We start from the raw sequence: 6,336 nt of genomic DNA on the forward strand, positions 1-6,336 counted from the left end.
GCAGGCGCCGCGTCCGGCCTCGTCCACCCCGGCCACCGGGCCGAGTCCGCGGCGGTCCAGTGCGGACTGCAGGGCCCAGGCCGTCTCACCCCGGATGACCGCGCGGGGCGGACTCGGCACATCCGGCACCGCTGTCGCGTTCACCGCGCTCAGTGCTCCCGTTCGACCGACCCGACGGCTCGCCGTCCTGTGCCGACTGCCGTGGCCGCCCGGCGTCCCACCCGCAGCACGGGCCAGGAGGCCGCGGCCCCGAAACCCAACGGTAGTCCCTCCTGCCAGGTCGGCGCCGCCAGCGCAGCCGCCGGCTCCCGCTGCGGGTTGTGATCACTGATCACGCCCCACCGGGACGGCGGCAGGACGATCAGGCGCGCCTTGCCGATGATGTTGTCCACCGGGACGGCACCCCGGGGACCGCCACCGCCCTGGTACCGGGAATCGGAGGAATTGTTGCGGTTGTCGCCCATCACCCAGACGGTGCCCTCGGGAACCCGGACCGGGCCGAACTCCTCCTGCTCCCGGTCTCCGCCCTCCCAGTGGAGGTAGGGCTCGTCGAGTGGTCGGCCGTCCACGACGACCCTGTTCCGGTCGTCGCAGCACCGGACGGTCTGCCCGCCGGTGGCGATGATCCGCTTGACGAAGTCCCGCTCGTCGGGCGGAGCCAGGCCGAACGCCGACCCGACGTTCTGGAAGAACTGCGCGACGGGATTCGCCGACTCCACCGGCGGATCGTCCTCGACCCACGGCTCCGGCCCCCGGAAGACCACGACGTCGCCGGGTGCGGGGTCGGTGAAGTGGTAGGTCACCTTGTCGACCAGGATGCGGTCGGGCGTACACCCGGGGCACCCGTGGAGTGTCTCCTCCATCGACCCGGACGGGATCATGTAGACCCGCCCGAGGAACTGCTGGATGAGAAAGGCCAGGACGAGCGCGACCACGATCAGGATCGGGAGTTCTTTCCAGAACGAGCGCTGCTTGTTCGTCCTGTCCCTCTTCGGGTAGGCCGCCCCGGCCGCGGGAGACGAACCGTCCTCCGTACCGGACCGGTCCGCCGACGCACCGTCCTCGTCGGAGGACGCCGGTCGCCCGTCGTCGCCCGACCACGTTCTCGACCTGTCCTCCGGAGTCGACCTGTCCTCCGGACGTTCCGGCTCGTCTTCCGCGGCGTTCGAGGGCACTGACTCCACCACGTCAGCTTACGGTAACGGGCCGACCACTTCAGGACGCGGGCTTCTCCCGGCGCTCCTTGATCTTCGCCGCCTTCCCGCGCAGGTCACGCAGGTAGTACAGCTTCGCGCGGCGCACGTCGCCCTTCTTGGAGACCTCGATCTTGGCGATGTTCGGCGTGTGCACGGGGAAGGTGCGCTCCACGCCGACGCCGAAGGAAACCTTGCGCACGGTGAACGTCTCGCGGATGCCTCCGCCCTGACGGCGGATGACCACGCCCTGGAACACCTGGTTGCGCTCGCGGTTGCCCTCGATAACGCGGACGTGCACCTTCAGCGTGTCGCCCGGGCGGAAATACGGAATGTCGGAACGCAGAGACTCGGCGTCCAGCGCGTCCAGGGTGTTCATCGGTGTCCGTCCTCGTCCTTGGTGGCTTCACATCGTTGCGGGCGCACGCCTGCTCACGAGGAGCGGGCGGCCCAGGAGTTCGGCGCGTGAACCGGTCGCGCCAACCCCACAAGTATTACAGACGTACTCGGCCGTCACTCACCGGCCTCCCGACGCAGCCGGTCGAGCACCTCGACGTCCCGGGCGTCGAGGCCGTCCTCCGGCAGTCCCGTCAGCAGGTCGGGCCTGCGCCGGTAGGTGCGTTCGAGTGCCCGGTCCCGTCGCCACCGGTCGATGGCCGCGTGATTGCCGGACCGCAGCACGTCGGGTACCGCCAGGTCCCGCCACACCTCGGGACGAGTGTAGCTGGGGCCCTCCAGCAACCCGTCCGAGAACGAGTCCTGCTCGGCCGAGACCGGGTTCCCCAGCACCCCGGGCAGCAACCGGGTCACCGCCTCCACGATCACCAGGACGGCCGCCTCCCCGCCGACCAGCACATAGTCACCGATCGAAACCTCGTCCACGGGCATCCGGCGCGCGGCGTCGGTGAACACGCGCTCGTCGATGCCCTCGTACCGCCCGCACGCGAACACCAGGTGTCGCTCGGCGGCGTAGCTGTGCGCGAGCTCCTGGGTGAACGGGCGGCCCGCGGGGGTGGGGACGACCAGCCGGGTCCCCTCGGCACAGACGTCGTCCAGTGCCTCGCCCCAGACCTGGGGCTTCATCACCATGCCGGGGCCGCCGCCGTACGGGGCGTCGTCCACGGCGCGATGCACGTCGTACGTCCAGTCCCGCAGGTCGTGCACCCCGACCTCGAGCAGGCCGCGGTCGATCGCCCGGCCGAGCAACGCCGCACGCAGCGGCTGCAGGTATTCGGGGAAGATCGTGACGACATCGATCCGCAGCGGCGACGGCGATCCGCCGCGCGCCGGGTCGGCCCCGTTCGTCTCGTTCACCGGCTGTCCGTCCACGTCCGCCCGTCAGCCGTCCAGAAGTCCCTCGGGCGGGTCCACGACGAGCCTGCCACCGGCCACGTCGACGTGCGGTACGAGGGCCGCCACGAACGGGACGAGCGCTTCCGTGCCGGACACGTCCACGACGAGGAGCTCTCCCCCGGGAGCGTGCACGATCCCCCGCACGGTACCGACGGCGGTGCCGTCCGGCAGTTCGGCGCGCAGCCCCTCGAGTTCGTGGTCGTAGAACTCGTCCGGGTCCTCCAGCGGAGGGAGCGCCTCCGCTTCCGCGAGCAGGTGCAGCCCGCGCAGGTCCTCGGCCGCCGACCGGTCGGGCACCTCGGCGAAGCGCACCAGCAGCCGTCCGCCGTGCGGGCGGACGGCTGCCACGGTGAGCTGCCGGGTACTCCCGTTCCGGTCCCGACCGGTCAACACCGTGTCCTCGGCGAACCGGTCCCCGGGGGAATCGGTGCGGACGTCCACGGCGAGTTCGCCCCGAATCCCGTGTGGCTTGACCACGCGGCCCACGACGACCTGCACGCCCGCGCGCTCCCGTTCCGACGGCACTAGTGGTCGGTGTCGACGACGTCCACGCGGATGCCCCGGCCACCGACGGACCCCATCACGGTGCGCAGCGCGGTCGCCGTCCGACCACCGCGGCCGATCACCTTGCCGAGGTCGTCCGGGTGGACGTGCACCTCCAGGGTCCGTCCCCGGCGTGTGGTGATCAGCTCGACCTGGACGTCGTCCGGGTTGTCGACGATGCCCCGCACCAGGTGTTCGAGCGAGTCGGCCAGGAAGCTCACGCCTGGTCGGCCTTCTCGCCCTCATCCGTGGCCCCGGAGTCGGCCGCGGCGGTGTCCCCGCTCGTGCTCTCGCCACCGTCGTCGGCCTTGTCGGCCTTCTTGCCACCCTTCTTCTTCGGGGTGGTGGCCGCGACGGAGGGCTCCTCGTTCGCCGCGGCCAGGGCCGCGTTGAACCGCTCCTGCTTGGTGGGCCCGGGCTCCGGCGCCTTCAGCGAGCCCTCGGCCCCGGGCAGGCCCTTGTACTTCTGCCAGTCGCCGGTGACCTCGAGGATGCGCTGGACCGGCTCGGTCGGCTGGGCACCGACGTCGAGCCAGTGCTGGGCGCGCTCGGAGTCCACCTCGATGTAGCTGGGCTCCCGCTTCGGGTGGTACTTGCCGATGGTCTCGATGGCCCGGCCGTCCCGACGGGTACGGGCGTCCGCCACGATGATGCGGTAGTAGGGCTCGCGAATCTTGCCGAGGCGCTGCAGCTTGATCTTGACAGCCACGGGGGTGGGTACTCCTGTCGTCTTCTCGTACTCGGGTCGGGACACGATCCGAGTGGGGAGCCGGATCCAGGTGCCCGCAGGTATGGTCTGCGCTCCGGCACGGTGAGAGGGCCCGGTCCGGAGCGGGCAAGCTCCCATTTTGCCAGACCGCCCCGGCGGGGCCGCACCGGCGGGGTACCCCGGCCGGCCGACCACCCGGGTACGGGCGCGTTCACGTGGTGAGGACGCCGAGCGAGGTGAGCAGGATCGCCAGGGCGGGCAGGAAGTTGTTCATCTGGTGGGCGACGATGCTGCCCAGCAGCCGCCCGGTGACCAGCCGCGCCAGCCCGATCGGGATGGCGATGACCAGCAACAGGGAGGTGCGCAGCGGCTCCAGGTGGCTCACCGCGAACACCGCCGTGGACAGCACGAAGGCCGCGAACCGGCTCCACCGCACGCTGCCCCAGCCGAGCCGTTCGGCCGCGCCCCACAACACACCCCGGTAGATGATCTCTTCGCAGATCGGCCCGAGCAGCCACAGGTAGACGAACATGACCAGAGCGGCGGAGACGGGCATCGGCTTGTTCTCCACCAGGGTGCCGATCGCCGAGCCGGTGTTGGCCTCACCGACCGCCTCGGTCCACACCAGCACGCCCACGACCGTGCACACCAGCCCGAGCACACCGAACTTGAGCCCGATCCGCACATCGTCCCAGCGCCAGGACAGCCGCAGATCCGCCAGCGGACCGTTGCCCCGCACCTTCGTGATCGCGAGTGCCGCGGCCGTCGCGAGCAGCGTGGGCGTCATCGTGCCGATCAGCACGTCACGCACGGGCAGCGATTCCACCGGCCCCCCGCCGAGCAGCGCCCCGACGAAGGCGGCGGTGGTGAGCAGCACGACCTCGACGAGCAGGAACGCGCCGAAACCCCAGCGGTGGGACGGCCCGGTGTCCTCCGGCCGCGGTGGAGCGCTCCGCTCCGGGCCGGACGGGCCGGAGCCCGCCCCGTCCCCGGCCCGGTCGGGCGCCGACCCCGGATACTCCCCTTCGGTCACACCGATCCCTTCGCCGTCCGGTGAGGCGGCACCGCCCGCGACGTCCCGTCCGGCGAGCGGTCTCGATCTTGCCACGACCCTACTGACCGCGTCCGGTCCATCACGAACCGCCGAACAGCAGCAGCGCGGGAGGCAGATTGTTCACGGCGTGCGCGACGACACTCGCGCCGACCCGGCCGGTGATCATCCGGGCGGCGCCGATCGCCACGCCCTGTGCGATCAGCGCCGGGGTCCGGGTCGGGTCGGCGTGGACCTGGGCGAAGACCAGCGCGGTCAGGACCAGCACCGCCCACGGGGGGATCCGGTGGTGGGCCAACGCGTTCCAGAGCGCCCCGCGGAAGAGCAGCTCCTCGGTCAGCGGAGCCCCCACCACGAGCACCACCGCGGCCACCACGAGCCACCCGACGTGGGACGTGAGGCCGGTGAACACGTCGGTGACCGGATCCGACATCCGCTCCCGGCCGTAGACCCGGATCAGCAGCAGGCCCAGCAGATACGCGGCGAGCAGGGAGAAGCCGCCGCAGGCGAGACCGATCCGCAGGTCCCGCCCGGTGAGCACCGGCCCGAAGTCGGCGCGCGGCCCGCGTCCCCACCGACGGGAGCCGAGGACGGGGCCGATGCCGAGCAACAGGTTCGGCAGGAACGCCAGCAGGATCACCGGCCCCAGATCCGGCAGGTTCAGTGCCCCCGGCCTCCCCACGGCCAGGCCGGACAACAGCAGGGACAACGCGTAGTAGGTGCCGTAGGACGCGAAGAACACCAGCAGTCCCCAGTGCGCGCCGAGCACGAGACCGTCGCGGGCCGAGGGCGCACCGTCCTCGCGCTCCACCGCGCCTCCCCCGTACCGTCGTCCGTCGCCTGTGGAGTCTCCCGCTCCACGGCCAACCCTACGGGGGTGGCCGGAACCGCGTCAGTCGATCAGTCGGCCGCGCAGCATCAGGTGGGTGGGACGGCGCAGCACCGACGGATCCGTACGCGGATCGGCATCCAGCACGAGCAGATCGGCGGGGGCACCGTCGGCGATTCCCGCGTGCCCCAGCCACTCCCGGGCCGACCAGGACGCCGCGGCGAGCGCCCGCTCCGGGGACATGCCCGCGGCGTGCAGCGCCTCGATCTCGTCGACGATCCGGCCGTGGGCGACCATGCCACCCGCGTCCGTGCCCGCGTAGACCGCGACCCCCGCGTCGAGGGCCGCCGCGACCATGTCGGACACGCCCGCGTGCAAGGCCCGCATGTGCGCGGCGTAGGTGGGATACTTCGCGGCCCGCTCGGCGATGCCGGGGAAGTTCTCGATGTTGATCAGGGTGGGGACCAGTGCCGTGCCCCGCCGGGCCATCTCGGCCAGCAGGTCGGCCGACAGTCCCGTGCCGTGTTCGAGGCAGTCGACACCCGCCGCGATCAGTCCGGGCAGCGCGTCCTCGCCGAACACGTGCGCGGTCACCCGCGCGCCCGCCTCGTGCGCGACCGCCACCGCCTCGGCGAGCACGTCGTCCGGCCACAGCCGG

9 protein-coding genes are annotated in these 6,336 nt (G+C 71.8%); all 9 read right to left on the minus strand.

Going from position 1 to position 6,336, the window contains the following annotated elements:
• Positions 1–149 precede the first annotated feature (149 nt).
• A complete protein-coding gene (lepB, locus tag SACHA_RS0115690) occupies positions 150–1,175 on the minus strand; it encodes a signal peptidase I (protein WP_019811245.1) in 1,026 nt (341 codons plus the stop codon).
• A 40-nt stretch (positions 1,176–1,215) separates the two neighbouring features.
• On the minus strand, positions 1,216–1,572 hold the full coding sequence (rplS, locus tag SACHA_RS0115695) for a 50S ribosomal protein L19 (RefSeq protein ID WP_019811247.1): 357 nt from the start codon (positions 1,570–1,572) through the stop codon (positions 1,216–1,218).
• Positions 1,573–1,706: 134 nt separating this feature from the next.
• Complete coding sequence (gene trmD, locus SACHA_RS0115700) at positions 1,707–2,456, minus strand: tRNA (guanosine(37)-N1)-methyltransferase TrmD (RefSeq protein ID WP_039739312.1); 750 nt, start codon at positions 2,454–2,456, stop codon at positions 1,707–1,709.
• Between the two features lie 75 nt (positions 2,457–2,531).
• Complete coding sequence (gene rimM / locus SACHA_RS0115705) at positions 2,532–3,044, minus strand: ribosome maturation factor RimM (RefSeq protein ID WP_028663243.1); 513 nt, start codon at positions 3,042–3,044, stop codon at positions 2,532–2,534.
• A gap of 26 nt (positions 3,045–3,070) precedes the next feature.
• Complete coding sequence (locus tag SACHA_RS0115710; protein WP_007024553.1) at positions 3,071–3,310, minus strand: RNA-binding protein; 240 nt, start codon at positions 3,308–3,310, stop codon at positions 3,071–3,073.
• Entirely contained in the window at positions 3,307–3,798 is a 492-nt protein-coding gene (gene rpsP / locus SACHA_RS0115715; RefSeq protein ID WP_019811254.1) for a 30S ribosomal protein S16, read from the minus strand. Before rpsP ends, SACHA_RS0115710 begins: the two co-directional genes overlap by 4 nt.
• A gap of 211 nt (positions 3,799–4,009) precedes the next feature.
• Positions 4,010–4,831 (minus strand): CPBP family intramembrane glutamic endopeptidase, encoded by an 822-nt coding sequence (locus SACHA_RS0115720; RefSeq protein ID WP_019811256.1) that lies wholly within the window; start codon positions 4,829–4,831, stop codon positions 4,010–4,012.
• 100 nt (positions 4,832–4,931) lie between these two features.
• Positions 4,932–5,660, minus strand: a complete 729-nt coding sequence (locus SACHA_RS0115725; RefSeq protein ID WP_019811258.1) for a CPBP family intramembrane glutamic endopeptidase — start codon at positions 5,658–5,660, stop codon at positions 4,932–4,934.
• An 81-nt stretch (positions 5,661–5,741) separates the two neighbouring features.
• Positions 5,742–6,336, minus strand: a 595-nt coding sequence (locus SACHA_RS22520; protein ID WP_019811259.1) for an amidohydrolase family protein, incomplete at its 5' end; no start/stop codon positions are given.

It is taken from the genome of Saccharomonospora halophila 8, from assembly GCF_000383775.1.
GTDB classification, from domain to species: Bacteria; Actinomycetota; Actinomycetes; order Mycobacteriales; family Pseudonocardiaceae; genus Saccharomonospora; species Saccharomonospora halophila.

What these genes read in the sequence shown, in the direction of transcription:
- rplS (WP_019811247.1), bottom strand. Translation starts at nt 1,572, where the DNA reads ATGAACACCCTGGACGCGCTGGACGCCGAGTCTCTGCGTTCCGACATT.